Origin of the sequence: Streptomyces sp. NBC_00637, assembly GCF_045161545.1 — a bacterium.
Lineage (GTDB): Bacteria > Actinomycetota > Actinomycetes > Streptomycetales > Streptomycetaceae > Streptomyces.
On record NZ_CP109046.1, the window covers coordinates 5,869,736 to 5,883,304 of the forward strand.

Here is a 13,569-nt window from a genome sequence, read left to right on the forward strand (position 1 = left end):
CACCGATCCGAACGAAGGGGAGAGACCATGGCAAGTGGGCTGCTCCTGAGTGGCGCTGTCGCCGCTCTCGTCACCGCCGCGGTACCCGCGCACAACCCGTCCTCCGTGTTCGACAACCCGCCCCCGGACAAGATCGTCATCGACGTCGCCACGGTGAACGGCTCCGGCTGTCCCGCGGGTACGGCGGCCGTCGCCGTCTCCGAGGACAACACCGCCTTCACCGTGACCTACAGCGACTACCTCGCCCAGGTCGGCGGCGGCTCCAACCCCACGGCGTTCCGCAAGAACTGCCAGCTCAACCTGGTCGTCCACGTCCCCTCGGGCTTCACGTACGCCATCGCCAAGGCGGACTACCGCGGCTATGCCTCGCTCCAGTCCGGGGCGAGCGCCGTACAGCGGGCCTCGTACTACTTCCAGGGCTCGTCGCAGACGGTGTTCAAGAACCACAACTTCAGCGGCACCTACAACGACAGCTGGCAGGCGACCGACAGCACCGACTGGGCCCAACTGGTCTGGGCCCCCTGCGGAGTTCAGCGCAACTTCAACATCAACACCGAACTCCGGGTGAACGCGGGCACGTCGTCGTCGAGCAAGGTCAGCTTCATGACCATGGACTCCACCGACGGCGACCTCAGTACGATCTACCACATGGCCTGGCAGGCGTGCCCGGGTAAGTGAGCCCCTCCCGACCCCCGGGTCACCCGCCGCGTGGGCCACGAAGGCGGCCCACGCGGCGCCGCCCCGGGCGAGCAGCAGGCTCGCCCGGCGGACGGAGGGAGCGTGGGGATGGGTCGCGGACGCGGCGCGGTGGTCGTCGGCGGAGGCATCGGCGGGCTGGCCGCCGCGATCGGGCTGCGCCGGATCGGCTGGGAGGCGACCGTCCTCGAACGCGCCCCCGTCTTCGCCGACGTGGGCGCGGGGATCTCCCTGCACGCCAACGGGATGCGGGCGCTGGACGCGCTCGGTGTCGGCGAGGCGATACGGGCCGTCGTACGGCCGGTGTACACGGGCGGCACCCTCACCCCCGACGGGCGCGTGCTGTCCCGGATGGACGGCGAGGCCCTGGAGCGCCGGCTCGGGACGCCCGTCGTCGGTGTCCTGCGCGCCGACCTGCACCGCGTCCTGCGCGAGGCGCTGCCCGCCGGGTGGGTGCGGACCGGGGTGGAGGTGGCCGGCGTCGACGGCGCGGGCGGTGCCGCCGATCTCGTCGTGGCCGCCGACGGTGTCGACAGTAGGGTGCGTGCCGAGCTGTTCCCCGGGCACCCCGGAGCGGTCTACAGCGGTTCGACGGTCCTGCGGGCGGTCACCGCGCACCCGCTCCCCGACCTGCCCTCCGACCTGGAGCTGACCTGGGGCCCAGGCGCCGAGTTCGGGCACCTCCGCTTCGTCGACGGACGAGCCGAATGGCATGCGGTACTCACCGCGCCCCGGGGCGTCCGCCACCCCGATCCGCTGGCCGCGATGCGCCGGCGCTTCCGCGGCTGGCACGACCCCGTTCCCGCGCTCCTCGACGCGACCCGGCCGCAGGACGTCCTGCACCACGACATCCACGAACTGGTCACCCCCCTGCCCGCGTTCACCGTCGGCCGGGTCGCGCTGCTCGGTGACGCCGCCCACGCCATGACCCCGAACCTCGGGCAGGGCGCCAGTCAGGCACTGGAGGACGCGGCCGTCCTCGCCTCCTGTCTCGCGACCGAACCCACCACGGCGGCCGCGCTGCGCCGCTATGACACGGTCCGCAGGCGGCGCAGCCGTTCCGTGGCCCGAGCCGCCCGTCAGGCCGGCCGGATGGGGCACGGGCTGACCCACCCCCTCGCGGTGGCCCTGCGCAACGGCGCCCTGCGGCTGGCGCCCTCCGGGGCCGTGGTGCGGGTGGCCCTCCGGCACGCCGACTGGACGCCACCGCCGCTGCGGTGACGCCCGGTCGCCTGGTGAAGGGTCATACGGTCAGGGTCGTGGGGCGCGGAGCCGAGGTCAGTTCTCGACCCCGAGCGTCAGCGTTCCCGCGTACCCGGAGGACGTCGAGCCGCCCAGGGCCGTCACGGTCAGCAGACCCGAGGCGGCGCCCCCGTCGTCGTAGATGGAGTCCTGGGCGAGGGTGGTGCGGGTGACCGTGTTGGTCGAGTACGGGGAGACCTTCGCGACGGCCGTCGTGATCGTCTCGCTGATGAAGAGCTGGCCGGTGTGCAGTTCCTGGCCGCCGGTGAAGGAGCCGTCCGCGGTGAGGGTGACACCGGTGTGGACCTTCACGTGGATGTGGACACAGCGGCCCCGGTACCAGCCGGGGTAGATCGTGGTGATCGCGGCGACCCCGGCGGAGTTGGTGAGCACGCCGCCGCGCAGGAAGGTGCCGTCGTCCGGTTCGGTGTGGCCGTTGTTGCCGACGAAGCCGGAGTACTCGCCGAGGGCGTCGCAGTGCCAGATCTCCACGAGGGCGTTGGAGAGGGGCACGCAGGTGTCGTCGTCGACGACCGTGAGGGTCAGTTTCAGCGGGACGCCGGCCTTGCCTTCGGTGACGTCGGCGCGGACGTACTGTCCGTCGAGGTAGTAGGGGCCTTCGGTCATCTCCTTCGTGAGGGTGCAGACGGCCGCGGCGGCGACGGGGGCGGTGTCGGCCGCTTCGGCGGTGGGGGCCTCGGACGTGGCAGCGGCGCCTACGGCCAGGGCCGCTGCGGTCGCGCCCGAGGCGACGAGTACGGTACGGCGCGCCACCGAGGGGCGCGCATCTGAAGTGTCTGTCATGGGCACGACACCGTAGAAACGGTTTCTGTCGGAGCGCTGTCAGTTCGGCAAAGTGAGCTCTCGTCAAGTTGCTTGCAGGGCAAGTGTCGACACAAGGACCGATCCGGCCGTGGGTGCGGTCGGGGGCGGACCGGGAGGGGCGGCTCTCGAAGACTTTCGGGTGCGCGCGCGGACCATTGACGCGCAAGGGGTTCGATTCTACGGTCCCGTCCGACGACGCGACTGTTGTTCGGTATCACGAACGACGAAACCCCCACTGAAGGAGCGTCCGCATGAGCCGCACCTCTCGCACACTCCGCACCTCTCGCACACCCGGACTCCCTCGCACGCCCCGCGCCTCCCGCGGGTCCCGAAGGGCCGCACTGCTCGCCGTCCCGGCGGCGGTCCTGCTGGCCCTGACCCCGTCCGCCGCCTCCGCGTACCCCAACCCCGGTACGGTCACCGGTTCCACCGTCGTGCACGACCCGACGATGATCCGCACCTCCGCCGGCCGCTACCTCCTCTACGCCACCGGCGGCGGCCTGTCCTACCGCACCTCCACCGACCGCACGGCCTTCAGCGCGGGTGCCGACGCCTTCTCCACCCGGCCGAGCTGGTGGTCCTCCTACGGCACCACCGAGGCCTGGGCGCCCGACATCTCGTACCAGGGCGGCAAGTACCTGATGTACTACGCCGTCTCCACCTTCGGATCCAACAAGTCCGCGATCGGGTTGGCCGGTTCGAGCACCGGACTCCCCGGCTCCTGGACCGACTACGGCACCGTCTACACCTCCTCCACGGCAAGCGACTACAACGCCATCGACCCGAACCTCTTCGTGGACGACGACGGCAAGTGGTGGCTGTCGTTCGGGAGTTGGTGGACGGGGATCAAGATGATCCGGCTCGATCCGTCGACCGGCAAGCAGCTCGCGTCCGACACCGTCCGGCGCTCGATCGCCTCCCGCCCCACCGGAACCAAGGCCGTCGAGGCCCCCTACGTCGTCAAGCGGGGCGGCTACTACTACCTGTTCGCCTCCTACGACACCTGCTGCGCCGGCACCTCCTCCACGTACAAGGTCAAGGTCGGCCGCGCCACCACCGTCACCGGGCCGTACTACGACAAGAGCGGCGTCGCGATGACGAACAACGGCGGAACGCCCGTCCTGGAGTCGCACGGCAGCGTCATCGGCCCCGGCGGCCAGTCGATCCTGCACGACACCGACGGCGACCTGATCGTCTACCACTACTACGACGGCAACGACAACGGCACGCCCAAGCTCGGCATCAACCTCCTGAACTGGAGCAGCGGTTGGCCGGTGGCCTACTGACCCACCGGCCGCGCCCTACGGACGCGCGACGCCCCGTGAGGCCATCGGCCCGACGGGGCGTCGTCGTGGGGTGCGGGGGCTATCCCGCCTGGCCCATGCCCGCCGCGTTCGGCCAGCTCTGGGCGTTCGGCCAACCCGTCGCCGCGGCGGGGGACAGGCCGTTCGTGCCCCGGACCTGGGCGGCCGTGAGACCGCCGCGGGCCGGGACGCCGGGCGGGGTCGGACCCATCGGCGGCGGAGTCGGGGCCATGGCGGGCGCCATCGCCGCGGGGCTCATCGCCGCGGGGCTCATGGCGGCCGGTGCCATCGCGGCCGCCGGTGCCATCGGCGGAGCCGCGGCCGGGGCGGGGGCGGGGGTGGGAGCCGGCATCGGGGCCGGCGCGGGCACCGGCTGGGGGAAGACCTGCGCTGCGGCCGGCAGCGGCATCCCGGCGCCGTCGGACGGCGTGGCCTGCGCCATGGCCGGCGCCATCGCGGGGACGGGCATCGCCATCGGGGCGGCGGCCGGGGCGGCCGCGACCAGCCCCGGCATCGCCATACCCATGGCCTGAGCGGCGAGGCCCGGCATACCCGCCCCGTTGGTGACCAGCCGGTCCACCGCCGGCGTGCCCGAGCTGTAGCTGGTCCCGTTGCCCAGCTCGGGCACGGCGGCTCCCCTCCTGGTCCCGTAGAGCACCTGTTCCAGGCCGGACACCAGGCGACGGACGTCGACCTGGGGGCGCACCACGAGCCGCAGGAAGCGGCTGGACGAACCGATCTTGTTGCCGCACTCGCGGACCAGGATGCGGTGCTCGGCGAGCAGCCGGTCGCGGACCACGGTGCCCTCGGCGCCGACGGGAAGGCGCACGAAGAGGAAGTTCCCCTGGGAGGGGTAGACGGTCAGCCCGGGCAGGGCGCTGAGCTGACTCGCCATGTCGAGCCGGTCCCGGCGCACCTGCATCAGGCTCTGCGCGTACTCGGGGCCGTGCTCCTTGAGCATGAACACCACGTACTCGGCGAAGGCGTTGAGATTCCACTTCGGGAGCATCGAGCGGACCCGGCCGGCGAGCGACGGGTTGGAGACCATGTAGCCGAACCGGATGCCGTGCAGACCGAAGTTCTTGCCCAGGCTGCGCAGCACGATGACGTTCGGCCGGATCATCGCCTCCTGCACGACGCTCGGTTCCTGCTCCGCGTCCGCGAACTCCAGGAACGACTCGTCGATGACGATCAGGTCCAGGTCGGCCATCGCGTCCATGAACTGCACGAGGGCGTGCTTGTGCAGGAAGCCGCCGTCGGGGTTGTTCGGGTTGCAGATGACGGCGACCTTGGTGCCGCGGGTCCGGATGAACTCGGCGTACTGCGCGAGGTCCAGGGCGAAGCCGCTGGACTCCTGGAGCGGGAACATGTCGACCCGCTTGCCGGTCTCCATGGGCTGGTCGGTCCAGCGGCCGAAGGTGGGGACGGGGACGGCGAGGGACTCACGGACCAGCAGGTGGTCGATCCAGGTGATCAGCTCGGTCGAGCCGTTGCCCATCGCCACGGCCTGCGGCGGGAGCTGGAGCAGGTTGCACAGTTCGGCCGTGATCGTGTCGGCGCCGCTGGGGTAGAACGTGATGATGTCCCGCAGCCGCGCGGCCATGGTGTCCATCATGGCCGGGGTGGGGAAGTAGGGGTTGCAGGGGATACAGAAGTCCACCGGCCCGACACCCTCGCCGCCCTCTCGCGTCAGCGCCGCCATCGACGGGCTGTGCGCCGCGGTGTTGCGGAACAACGAGGAGACGTTGTCGGCCATGGAACCTCCGTATGGGGCGGGCCCGGCGGGGACGACCGGGCCCGTCGTCATTGGGTGGCCCGCGCGGGGGAGCGCGGGCCGCCCTTACATACGAAGGTTTGAGCGGCGCTGTTCAACCGCTGAGGAATCGGTAAGAACTTGTGGGGTATCTGTGAAGCCGCCGTGACCGCGCGTCAGGGGATCGACGCGAAAGGGCCCCGCCGTTCCCGGCGGGGCCCTTCGTGTCCCGGGCTTCGAACCGGTCCGGAGCTACGGACGGGTCCCGAGCTGCGGATCCGTCCCGAGCCGCGGACGGGTCACGAACCGGACTTGCGCTTGTTCCAGACGTCGAAGCCGACCGCCGCGAGAAGCGCCAAGCCCTTGATGACCTGCTGCCAGTCGCTGCCGACGCCGAGCAGGTTCATGCCGTTGTTCAGCACGCCGAGGACGAGACCACCGATGATCGCGCCGAGGACGGTACCGACGCCTCCGCTCATGGACGCGCCACCGATGAACGCCGAGGCGATCGCCTCGAGTTCGAAGTTCAGACCCGCCTTGGGGCCGGCCGCGTTCAGCCGGGCCGCGACCACGAGACCCGCCAGGGCGGCGAGCGCGCCCATGTTCAGGAAGACGAGGAAGGTGACCTTCTTGTCCTTGACGCCGGACAGCTTCGCGGCCGGCAGGTTGCCGCCGATCGCGTAGATGTGACGGCCGAAGACGGCGTTGCGCATGACGTAGCCGTAGCCGACCACCAGCGCGCCCAGCACCAGCAGGATGATCGGCGCGCCCTTGTAGCTGGCGAGCAGCATCGTGACGGTGAGCACCGCGGCGACGATGGCGACGATCTTGAGCAGGAACAGGTTGCGCGGTACAACGTCCAGCGAGAACTCCTGCTGGCGCTTGCGGTCGCGCACCTCCTGGAGCACCACCATGACGATCACGGCGAGGCCCAGCAGCAGCGTGATGTTGTGGTAGTTCGTGGTCGGACCGGCCTCCGGGAGGAAGCCGTTGCCCATCTTCTGCAGACCGTCCGGGAACGGGCCGAGGGTCTGGCCCTCCAGGAAGATCTCCGTCATGCCGCGGAAGATCAGCATGCCGGCGAGGGTGACGATGAACGACGGTATGCCGAGGTACGCGATGAAGAAGCCCTGCACCGAGCCCGCGACCGCGCCCACCACCAGGCACAGCACCACCGCGACGGGCCACGCCACATCGTGCTGCACCGTCAGTACGGCGGCGAACGCGCCGATGAACGCCGTCAGCGATCCGACCGACAGGTCGATGTGGCCCGCGATGATCACCAGCATCATGCCGATCGCGAGGATCAGCACATAGCTGTTCTGGAGCACCAGGTTGGAGACGTTGCGCGGCAGCAGCAGGTCACCGTCGGTCCAGACCGCGAAGAGCGCGACGATCAGGCCGAGGGCGATCAGCATGCCGTACTGGCGCATGTTGCGGCGCAGGCCGTCCAGCACCAGCTGGATCAGGCCGCCGTCGGCCGCCGTTCCGCCGCTCTTGCCGGGCGGCGCGGCGGCCGGGCTCTTGGTCACGTCGGTGCTCATCGCGTTACCTCTTTGTCCTTCGTCATCTGACGCATCAGCACTTCCTGCGTGGCCTCGGCCCGCGGGACCTCGCCCGTGAGCCGCCCGGCGGCCATGGTGTAGATGCGGTCGCACATACCGAGCAGTTCGGGCAGCTCGGAGGAGATGAAGACGACCGCCTTGCCCTGCGCGGCCAGTTGGTCGATCACCGTGTAGATCTCGTACTTGGCGCCGACGTCGATACCGCGCGTGGGCTCGTCCAGGAGCAGCACATCGGGACCCGCGAAGATCCACTTGCTGAGGACGACCTTCTGCTGGTTGCCGCCGGACAGCTTGCCCACCGGCTCGAAGACGGTCGGCGCCTTGATGTTCATCGACTTGCGGTAGCCCTCGGAGACCTGCCGCTCCTCGTGTTCGTCGACGATCCCCCGCTTGGCCACCTTGTCCAGGGCGGTCAGCGAGATGTTGCGGTTGATCGTGTCGATGAGGTTGAGGCCGTAGTGCTTGCGGTCCTCCGTGACATAGGCGATCCCGTGGCCGACCGCCTCCGCGACGGTCTTCGTACGGATCTCCGTGCCGTCCTTGAGGACCGTGCCACCCGCGTGCCGGCCGTAGGAGCGCCCGAAGACGCTCATCGCGAGCTCGGTGCGGCCGGCGCCCATCAGCCCCGCGATGCCGACGATCTCCCCGCGCCGCACGGTGATCGACACGTCGTCGACGACCTTGCGCTGCTGGTCGATCGGGTGGTACACGGTCCAGTTACGGATCTCCAGGGCCGGTGCCGCGCCCGACTCCGCCCGGTGCGGCGTGCGCTCGGGGAAGCGGTTGTCCAGGTCGCGGCCGACCATGCCGCTGATGATCCGGTCCTCGGTCGTCTCCGCGGACTTCACGTCGAGCGTCTCGATGGACTGTCCGTCGCGGATGATCGTCACCGAGTCCGCGACCTTGCGGATCTCGTTGAGCTTGTGGGAGATGATGATCGAGGTGATGCCCTGCTTCTTCAACTCCAGGATGAGATCCAGGAGTTTGTCGCTGTCCTCGTCGTTGAGGGCCGCGGTCGGCTCATCCAGGATGAGCAGTTTCACCTTCTTCGACAGCGCCTTCGCGATCTCCACGAGCTGCTGCTTGCCCACGCCGATGTCGGCGACGCGGGTCTCGGGGTGATCGCTCAGACCGACCCGGCGCAGCAGCTCGGAAGCGTGCCGCAGGGTGTCGTTCCAGTTGATCAGCCCGCGTTTGGCGTGCTCGTTGCCGAGGAAGATGTTCTCCGCGAGGGAGAGGTAGGGCACCAGCGCGAGCTCCTGGTGGATGATCACGATGCCGCGCTGCTCGCTCGCTCGGATGTCCTTGAAGGAGACGGTCTCTCCCTCGAAGAGGATCTCGCCCTCGTACGTGCCGTGCGGATGGACGCCGGAGAGCACCTTCATCAAGGTGGACTTTCCGGCGCCGTTCTCACCGCAGATGGCGTGGACCTCGCCCTGGCGGACGGTCAGGGTGACGTCCGACAGCGCTTTCACACCGGGAAAGGTCTTGACGATCGAGCGCATTTCCAGGACGGGTCCCGCCATGGTCGTGCCTTCCAATCCTTGAGGGTCGACGCTTACTTGAGCTGGTCGGCCGTGTAGTAGCCGCCCTCGACGAGGACCTTCTCGTAGTTGGTCTTGTCCACGCTCACCGGCTGGAGCAGGTAGGCGGGAACGACCTTGGTGCCGTTGTCGTAGGTCTTGGTGTCGTTCGTCTCGGGCTTCTTGTCGTTGAGGACGTCGTCGACCATGGTCGTGGCGACCTTGGCCAGCTCGCGCAGGTCCTTGTAGACGGTCTGGGTCTGACCGCCCGCGATGATCGACTTCACCGAGGCCAGCTCGGCGTCCTGGCCGGTGAGGACCGGCAGCGGCTTGCTCGCGGAGCCGTAGTCGTCCGACTTCAGCGCCGACAGGATGCCGATGGAGATGCCGTCGTACGGCGAGAGGACCGCGTCGACCTTCTTGCTGCCGTACGACTTGGTGAGGATGTCGTCCATGCGCTTCTGCGCGGTCGCGCCGTCCCAGCGCAGGGTGGTGACCTGGGTGAGGCCGGTCTGGCCGGACTGGACGACGAGCTTCTTGCTGTCGATGTACGGCTGGAGCACGCTCATCGCACCGTTGAAGAAGTACTTGGTGTTGTTGTCGTCGTTGGAGCCGGCGAAGAGCTCGATGTTGAACGGGCCCTTGCCGCTCTTCAGGCCGAGCTTGTCGACGATGTAGTTCGCCTGGAGCTCGCCGACCTTGGTGTTGTCGAAGGACGCGTAGTAGTCGACGTTCTTCGTGCCGAGGATCAGGCGGTCGTAGGAGATGACCGGGATCTTGGCGTCGGCGGCCTGCTGGAGCACGTTGTTCAGCGACTTGTTGTCGATCGCCGCGACGATCAGCGCCTTGACACCCTGCGTGATCAGGTTCTCGATCTGCGAGACCTGCTGGTCGGGGTCGTCCTCGCCGTAGACCAGCTTGGTCTTGTAGCCCTTGGCCTCGAGGTCCTTGACGACGTTGGCGCCGTCGGAGATCCAGCGCTCGGAGGACTTCGTCGGCATCGCGATACCGATGGTCCCGCCCTTGGCGCTGTCCGAACCCTCGTCCTTGCTGCCGCCGTCGCTGCTCTGGCCGCAGGCGGACAGGGTCAGGGCGAGGGAGGCGGCTCCGGCTATGGCGGCGAGGGAGACTCTACGGTTGCGCATGATCATCATCCTTGATGTGTGTGCAGGGATCGGTGTCGCGGTGCTGCGGACGCTCCCGGAGCGACGCTGGGAAGAGGAGAAGAAGTAGAGAAACGGTGTGTGGGATTCTGCGCGCCTGTGTCGGCTTCTGTGAAGCGGGGTTTCCGGAACGTTATGACTGGATGTCAAACCGCTTCAGTTCGCCCGGCAGGCGCGAGCCCAGCGGTGCCATGTCGCCGTCCGCGCCGTGACGGGCGAGGAGGTCGAGGGCGAGCCGTCCGCGACGCACCCGTTCCCGGGCGGTGGAGAGGGCCAGATCCCGCAGGTGATGGCCGTAGGGGTAGATCCCCGGGGCCTTGGACAGGCCGAACTTCAGGTAGAGCGGTGCGCCGCGTCGGATCAGCTCGGCGACCTCGTACATCCGGATGTAACCGCCGAGATCGTCGGGGGCCTCGATGTACATGTCCATGGGGGCGCCGGACACCCGGCGGATCTCGGTGAGGTGGTCCAGCGTGAGGTCGCTGGGCACGTTGATCGAGTCGCCGCCGAGCTGCTCGTACACCGCGTACGCCGCCGGGTTGACGGGGCCGATGAGCGCCGACACCTTCAGCGTGGTGTCGGCCGGGATGATGCCGGCCGTACGGGCGCGGTGGAGCGTCCACAGCACGCCCTCGTCGGCGACGAGCAGGCACTTGACGCCCAGTTCCGTCGCCCGGACGGCGTCCTCGACGCATCCGGCGACGGCGTCGTGACCGCGGGCGCGCAGCCCGCCGCCCCGGGAGTCGGTCCGGGTCGAGCCGCCGATGTCCCAGGTGCCGCGCGGGCCGGTGAAAAGGCAGAGCTCGATGTCACGCTCGCCGGTGGCGTCGACCATCTCGGTGATCTCGGCGTCGGTCAGCATCCACACGCCGCTGCCCTGGCTGATCCGGTGGATCGGCACGTCGAGGCGCGAGGCCTCCTTGAGGATGACGGCCAGCGCTTCGGGACCCTCGCAGGAAGGGACCTCGGTGCGCCAGCGACCGCCGCCCGGGAAGGAGTGCGCGGAAGCGTCGGCGGGGTCGAGGGCGGGCGCGCCCAGTCCGAGCGCGGCGAGCGCCTGCTCACCGGGTCGACGGGCTGCCGTGGCGGAAGCGTCGGTGGTCACATGCCGTCCTTCGTGTTCGATATTTCGGTCAAGGTTCGCGGCTCAGGTCGTGCGGAGTGTGGGTGTACGCCGGTGCGGGGGCGGTCAGGTAGCCTCCGCACCGGCGTACGTCTCAGGGGGACTACGGCTTGAGCAGCACCTTGCCCACCTTCGGATCGCCCGATCCCACCAGGTCGATGGCCGCGGAGAACTCGGCGAGCGGCAGTTCGTGCGTGACCAGCGGCAGCGGGTCCAGCAGCCCGGCACCGAACACCCGCACGGTGTGCGACCAGGCGTCCGGCGGTGCCCCGAAGACGGTGTGCACCTCCAGCTGCCGTACGACCAGGTCCGTCGGGTCGAGCCCGTCGGCGCCCGCCGCGGGGATACCGGTGAGGACCAGCCGGCCACCGCGCCGCAGCAGCGAGGCGGCGGTCCGCGCGGCGGACGCGGACCCGGCGGTCTCGATGACGACGTCGAAGTCGTCCGGGAGCTCCTCGTCCTTCGTGCGGAAGTCGGTGGCCCCGAACTGCCGGGAGAGAGCCTCCCGGTCGTTGCGGGTGCCCACGACCAACAGCTCCGAGGGTGAGCCCGCCTTCAGGAACTGCACGGCGAACATGCCCAGCGTCCCGGTGCCGACCACGGCCACCCTCTCGCCCGGCAGCGCCTGCGCCTTGATCGCGGCGGCCGCGATGCAGGCGGCCGGCTCCAGCAGGGCGGCGGCGGTGAGGTCGGCGTCGTCCGGCAGGACGTGCAGCAGCCGGGCCGGAAGGGTGAGGGTGGCGGCCATGGCCCCCGGCTGGGTGAAGCCGGTCTCCTCGTACCCGTCCGTGCACAGCGTCGTCTCGCCCGCGTGACAGCGGTCGCAGACCTGGCAGTTGCGGAAGCCCTCACCGACGACTTTGCGGCCGACGAGCGACGCGGGAACCCCGGCGCCGACCGTCTCCACCGTCCCGGACCACTCGTGGCCCGGGGTCAGCGGGTAGCGGACGTACCCCTCGGGCCGGTTGCCCTGGTACACCTCGCGGTCGCTGCCGCAGATGCCGGTGGCGTGGACGCGGACGAGCGCCTCGCCGGGTTCCGGCCGCCGCGGCTCGTGCGGGACGAGCCGGTGCTCGCCCGGCGCGTCGACGATGACGGCTTTGCTCACTTGGTGCTGCCCTTCGGCTTACGCTGCTCCCAGCCCTCGGCCCAGAGATCGAAACGGGCCTGCTGCTGAGGGAACTCGGCGGCGGCGTCCACGTCCAGCTCGACACCGAGACCGGGCGCGTCCGAGAGGTGGAAGTAGCCGTCGACGACCTGGGGAGCCCCCTTGACGACCTTCTTGATCTCCGAGTCGGCGAAGTCGTTGAAGTGCTCGAGGATCTTGAAGTTCGGGGCGGTGAACCCGACCTGGAGGGAAGCCGCGGTGAGGACCGGGCCGCCGACGTTGTGCGGGGCCACGAGCATGTAGTGCGTCTCGGCGGTGGCGGCCAGCTTCCTGGTCTCCCAGATACCGCCGATGTGGCCGACGTCCGGCTGGATGATGTCCACGGCCTGGCTCTCGAAGAGCTCACGGAACTCGATCCGGTCGTGGATGCGCTCACCGGTGGCGACGGGGATGTCGACCTTCGCCGCGACCTTCTCGAGGGCCTTCAAGTTCTCGGGCGGGCACGGCTCCTCCAGCCACGCGGGCTTGAAGGGCGCGAGCTCGTTCGCGAGCCGGACGGCGGTGGAGGGGGAGAAGCGGCCGTGCATCTCCAGCATCAGCTCGGCGTCCGGCCCGATGGCGTCGCGCACGGCTTCGATGAGGGAGACCGCGTACAGGGTCTGCTGGTGGTCCAGCTCGAAGTGCCCGGTGCCGAAGGGGTCGATCTTGAGCGCCTTGTAGCCGCGTTCCATGACCCCCTGGGCGGCCTTGTGGTAGGCCTCCGGGGTCCGCTCGGTGGTGTACCAGCCGTTCGCGTAGGCCTTGACCTTGTCGGTGACCTTGCCGCCGAGAAGCTGCCAGACGGGCACGCCCAGGGCCTTGCCCTTGATGTCCCAGCAGGCCATCTCGATGACGGCGATGCCCGACATCACGATCTCGCCGGCGCGTCCGTAGTCGCCGAACTTCATGCGGCGTACGAGGTCCTCGACAGCGAATGGGTCGGAACCGAGAATGTGGTTGGCCTCGGCCTCCTTCAGATACCCGATCAGCGCGTCGGTGTGACCCAGCATGCGAGTCTCTCCGACACCCGTGATGCCGTCGTCGGTGTGCACCAGGACGTAGGTCAGGTTGCGCCACGGCGTCCCGACCACGTGCGTGCTGATTCCGGTGATGCGCACGGAAGTTACCCTTCGGCTGTTCGAGATTTCGTCACTCGTTCGAAATGCTGGGCAGACAGTAAGGATGGTGCGCGCCGAGTGTCAATGGGTCGAACAGCTAACGGTATCGA

General features: G+C 69.3%; 11 protein-coding genes. 3 read left to right on the forward strand and 8 right to left on the reverse strand.

Annotation, left to right across the window (positions count from 1 at the left end):
• The first annotated feature begins 27 nt into the window (after positions 1-27).
• Together OG440_RS25725 and OG440_RS25730 are read left to right on the forward strand one after the other, a co-directional pair.
• On the forward strand, positions 28-678 hold the full coding sequence (locus OG440_RS25725) for a DUF4360 domain-containing protein (protein ID WP_406009144.1): 651 nt from the start codon (positions 28-30) through the stop codon (positions 676-678).
• A gap of 108 nt (positions 679-786) precedes the next feature.
• A complete protein-coding gene (locus tag OG440_RS25730) occupies positions 787-1,917 on the forward strand; it encodes an FAD-dependent monooxygenase (RefSeq protein WP_406009145.1) in 1,131 nt (376 codons plus the stop codon).
• A gap of 57 nt (positions 1,918-1,974) precedes the next feature.
• Here the strand turns inward: OG440_RS25730 and OG440_RS25735 are convergent, their stop codons facing one another.
• Positions 1,975-2,742: an intradiol ring-cleavage dioxygenase gene (locus OG440_RS25735; RefSeq protein ID WP_406009146.1), complete on the reverse strand. Its 768-nt coding sequence runs from the start codon at positions 2,740-2,742 to the stop codon at positions 1,975-1,977.
• A 272-nt stretch (positions 2,743-3,014) separates the two neighbouring features.
• Here OG440_RS25735 and OG440_RS25740 point away from each other — a divergent pair, with 272 nt between their 5' ends.
• Positions 3,015-4,049 (forward strand): arabinan endo-1,5-alpha-L-arabinosidase, encoded by a 1,035-nt coding sequence (locus OG440_RS25740; protein WP_406009147.1) that lies wholly within the window; start codon positions 3,015-3,017, stop codon positions 4,047-4,049.
• 79 nt (positions 4,050-4,128) lie between these two features.
• Here the strand turns inward: OG440_RS25740 and OG440_RS25745 are convergent, their stop codons facing one another.
• The 7 genes from OG440_RS25745 to OG440_RS25775 all read right to left on the reverse strand — a co-directional run bounded on the left by OG440_RS25745 (position 4,129) and on the right by OG440_RS25775 (position 13,459).
• Entirely contained in the window at positions 4,129-5,823 is a 1,695-nt protein-coding gene (locus tag OG440_RS25745; RefSeq protein WP_406009148.1) for a pyridoxal phosphate-dependent aminotransferase, read from the reverse strand.
• Positions 5,824-6,119: 296 nt separating this feature from the next.
• Complete coding sequence (gene mmsB / locus OG440_RS25750) at positions 6,120-7,364, reverse strand: multiple monosaccharide ABC transporter permease (protein ID WP_406009149.1); 1,245 nt, start codon at positions 7,362-7,364, stop codon at positions 6,120-6,122.
• On the reverse strand, positions 7,361-8,911 hold the full coding sequence (gene mmsA / locus OG440_RS25755; protein WP_406009150.1) for a multiple monosaccharide ABC transporter ATP-binding protein: 1,551 nt from the start codon (positions 8,909-8,911) through the stop codon (positions 7,361-7,363). Before mmsA ends, mmsB begins: the two co-directional genes overlap by 4 nt.
• A gap of 32 nt (positions 8,912-8,943) precedes the next feature.
• Positions 8,944-10,053 carry a multiple monosaccharide ABC transporter substrate-binding protein gene (gene chvE / locus OG440_RS25760; RefSeq protein ID WP_406009151.1) on the reverse strand — a complete coding sequence of 370 codons (1,110 nt, stop codon included), beginning with the start codon at positions 10,051-10,053 and terminating at the stop codon, positions 8,944-8,946.
• A 151-nt stretch (positions 10,054-10,204) separates the two neighbouring features.
• Positions 10,205-11,176 carry a hypothetical protein gene (locus tag OG440_RS25765; protein ID WP_406009152.1) on the reverse strand — a complete coding sequence of 324 codons (972 nt, stop codon included), beginning with the start codon at positions 11,174-11,176 and terminating at the stop codon, positions 10,205-10,207.
• A 121-nt stretch (positions 11,177-11,297) separates the two neighbouring features.
• The gene (locus OG440_RS25770; RefSeq protein WP_406009153.1) at positions 11,298-12,302 is read right to left on the reverse strand and encodes a zinc-binding dehydrogenase; all 1,005 of its coding nucleotides are present in this window, start codon (positions 12,300-12,302) and stop codon (positions 11,298-11,300) included.
• Positions 12,299-13,459: a mandelate racemase/muconate lactonizing enzyme family protein gene (locus tag OG440_RS25775; protein WP_406009154.1), complete on the reverse strand. Its 1,161-nt coding sequence runs from the start codon at positions 13,457-13,459 to the stop codon at positions 12,299-12,301. Before OG440_RS25775 ends, OG440_RS25770 begins: the two co-directional genes overlap by 4 nt.
• Positions 13,460-13,569 lie beyond the last annotated feature (110 nt).

Bases quoted from the DNA above. Each gene is read 5' to 3' on its own strand.
- OG440_RS25725 (WP_406009144.1), top strand. From the start codon at position 28: ATGGCAAGTGGGCTGCTCCTGAGTGGCGCTGTCGCCGCTCTCGTCACC.
- OG440_RS25730 (WP_406009145.1), top strand. From the start codon at position 787: ATGGGTCGCGGACGCGGCGCGGTGGTCGTCGGCGGAGGCATCGGCGGG.
- OG440_RS25735 (WP_406009146.1), bottom strand. From the start codon at position 2,742: ATGACAGACACTTCAGATGCGCGCCCCTCGGTGGCGCGCCGTACCGTA.
- OG440_RS25740 (WP_406009147.1), top strand. From the start codon at position 3,015: ATGAGCCGCACCTCTCGCACACTCCGCACCTCTCGCACACCCGGACTC.
- OG440_RS25745 (WP_406009148.1), bottom strand. From the start codon at position 5,823: ATGGCCGACAACGTCTCCTCGTTGTTCCGCAACACCGCGGCGCACAGC.
- mmsB (WP_406009149.1), bottom strand. From the start codon at position 7,364: ATGAGCACCGACGTGACCAAGAGCCCGGCCGCCGCGCCGCCCGGCAAG.
- mmsA (WP_406009150.1), bottom strand. From the start codon at position 8,911: ATGGCGGGACCCGTCCTGGAAATGCGCTCGATCGTCAAGACCTTTCCC.
- chvE (WP_406009151.1), bottom strand. From the start codon at position 10,053: ATGCGCAACCGTAGAGTCTCCCTCGCCGCCATAGCCGGAGCCGCCTCC.